This is a genomic window from Zooshikella ganghwensis DSM 15267 (assembly GCF_000428585.1).
Classification (GTDB): domain Bacteria; phylum Pseudomonadota; class Gammaproteobacteria; order Pseudomonadales; family Zooshikellaceae; genus Zooshikella; species Zooshikella ganghwensis.
This window is the reverse complement of sequence record NZ_AUAF01000302.1, coordinates 1-2,602: the sequence shown is the minus strand read 5'-3', so window position 1 is coordinate 2,602 and position 2,602 is coordinate 1. Positions and strand designations below refer to the sequence as shown.

The 2,602-nt window shown below is 38.7% G+C and carries 3 protein-coding genes; all 3 read left to right on the top strand.

The window, feature by feature from the left end; translation table 11 throughout:
- A partial coding sequence (gene cas9, locus F607_RS32060; protein WP_211233717.1) for a type II CRISPR RNA-guided endonuclease Cas9 occupies positions 1-1,422 on the top strand: 1,422 nt, incomplete at its 5' end.
- Complete coding sequence (gene cas1 / locus F607_RS0126185; protein ID WP_038292434.1) at positions 1,385-2,281, top strand: type II CRISPR-associated endonuclease Cas1; 897 nt, start codon at positions 1,385-1,387, stop codon at positions 2,279-2,281. The genes cas9 and cas1, both read left to right, overlap by 38 nt.
- A 13-nt stretch (positions 2,282-2,294) precedes the next feature.
- On the top strand, positions 2,295-2,602 hold a 308-nt coding region (cas2, locus tag F607_RS0126180; protein WP_211233716.1), incomplete at its 3' end, for a CRISPR-associated endonuclease Cas2.

Here is a 2,602-nt window from a genome sequence, read left to right as displayed (position 1 = left end):
GGAGAGCAAATTAGTATCAGCCGGTTATTTTCAGCAGACAGTGATGTTGAAATTGAGCATATTTTACCATTTTCAAAATCATTAGATGATAGTGTTGCGAATAAGACACTTTGTATTCGGCGTGCTAACCAGTTTAAAGGAAATAGTGCGCCTTATGAGGCATTTGGTTCATCTCCAACGCCTTATCAATGGGATGATATCTTATTGCGAGTTAAGCACTTACCTAAAAATAAACGTTGGCGTTTTGCTAATGATGCATTGCAAAAAATGATAGAAGGAAATGATTTTCTCGCTAGGCACTTAAATGATACAGCTTATATCGCCAAAGTGGCCAAACAATATTTGAACTATGTTTGCAGTAGTGGAGAGCATGGTGTTTGGACAATTCCTGGACAGCTAACTGCACTGATGCGCACTAAGTTAGGGCTAAACAACGTGCTCAGTGAGGATGGACATAAAAATCGTAACGATCATCGGCATCATGCCATTGATGCAATTGTTGTGGGGTTGAGTGACCGAGCTTTGCTCAACAAAGTTTCTAGGCTTGCTTCGCAGTCATCACGCAGCCGATTGATCGATAGGTTACCAGAACCTTGGAAAGGTTTTACACAGTCTGTAAAACAGTATGTGGCAGGCATTACAGTCTCTCATAAGCCTGATCATGGTGTACAGTCGGCTCTACACAATGAAACCTCTTATGGTATCGTTTATAACCCTCAGCAGCCGTCAGAAAACTATCAAGTGGTTCACAGAGTTCCCATTGAAGGGCTTACCAGGCGTAAGGAGATTGAGCGCGTAAGGGACACTATCTTGAGAGAGAAATTACTGAATCTGCTTGTGAATAGTGACAGTATATCTCCTGATACACTAATGAAATGGGCTACTAAAAACAATGTAAGAAGAGTTCGTGTTGTAGAAAGTTTTGCGCCATCGTCCCTCGTACCAATAAAAGATGCATCGGATAAGTCATATAAGGTTTATAAGGGGGATAATAATTACTGCATTGAAATTTATGAAAAAGAAAGCGTATGGGATGGTGATGTCATATCTTCATTTGTCGCTAACAGTCAACGCTTTAAACTGTTTCAAGTTAATAAGAAAGTATATTTTAAACAATCTTTCTCTACGTATCCGCTTATTATGCGGTTATGTAAAAATGACACTGTTGCAATTGGTGAGGGAAACTTACGAAAAATATTACGAGTGGTTAAGTTTTCAAAAGGATCAATTGTTTTTGCTGAGCATTTCCAGGCAGGTAATTTAAAGAAGCGTGATACTGATAAGGAAGACTCATTTAAGTACTTTAGTAAATCACCCAATGCACTTAAAAAATTATCTGCTAGAAAGGTATTTATAGATATTACTGGCAGAGTATTTGACCCCCATGTTAGCAGTGCAACGAATTGTAGAAATAAGCAGTAATAACCGTTACTTGAAAATACATCGTGGCTTTTTAGTAATTAAAGATAAAGACACGCTATTAGGCCAAATTCCTTTGGACGATATTGGAGCAGTTATCGTCCATGGGTATGGGCATATTTACAGTCATCAGGTGTTATCAGCTTTAGCTGAGCGAAATATTCCACTGGTTTTGTGTAACAGTAAACATCTTCCAGAGTCATTTCTATGGCCTGCAGGCCACAACCATGAGCAAGCTCAACGCTTTAGGGCACAGGTAGATCTCCGAAAAGCTCAAAAGGATCGAGCATGGAAATCTATTGTGCAATCGAAAATTGCTATGCAGATTAGTGTGCTAAACCTAGCAGGTGTATCGAGTACCCCTTTAAAGCCTTTATTAAAGAAAGTGACCTCTGGTGATAAGACTAATATTGAGTCAGAAGCAGCAAGAAAGTACTGGGGTCTTTTGTTTGGTAATGATTTTCGGCGGGATAGACTGGCAGAAGACATTAATTTAGCTCTGAATTATGGTTACACACTGCTGAGATCTGCAGTAGCAAGAGCATTAGTCGCTGTTGGGTTACATCCAACATTAGGCATCCATCACTCAAACAGAGCAAATATTTTTTGCTTGGTTGATGACTTAATGGAGCCTTATAGACCAATTGTTGACTTTCATTGTTTATCAATTGATCAAGATAAAATATTAAATAATGAGTCTAAAATGCTTTTAAGTGGCTCTCTAACGACTGATGTGATAACAGGTGACAGGACATCTCCTACCCAAGTTCATATAGGTCTTATGGCTAGCTCTTATACTCAATTTATTCAAGGGAAAATGGATAAATTATTTTTACCTGAGTCTTTAGCTGAAACTTCTTAAGGGAGCTGGTGTGATGAGTTATTTATCTGGTTATCAGCTTATGTGGATGCTTGTAATGTTTGATTTGCCAGTATCAACTAAAGAACAGCGCAGAGAAGCTACAAAGTTTCGAAATCGATTGTTGGATCTTGGTTTTGAAATGGTTCAGTTTAGTGTTTATATGAGGCTTTGCTCCTGTAAGGCTCAAACAGAAGTCTATACAAGGCAAGTTGGACAAGAGCTACCTGCTGGTGGGAAAATTGAGATCTTGTATTTTACGGATAAGCAGTATGAAAGTATTGTTAGTTTTGAACATGGTAGTGTCGCAGGCAGGAAGAAAAA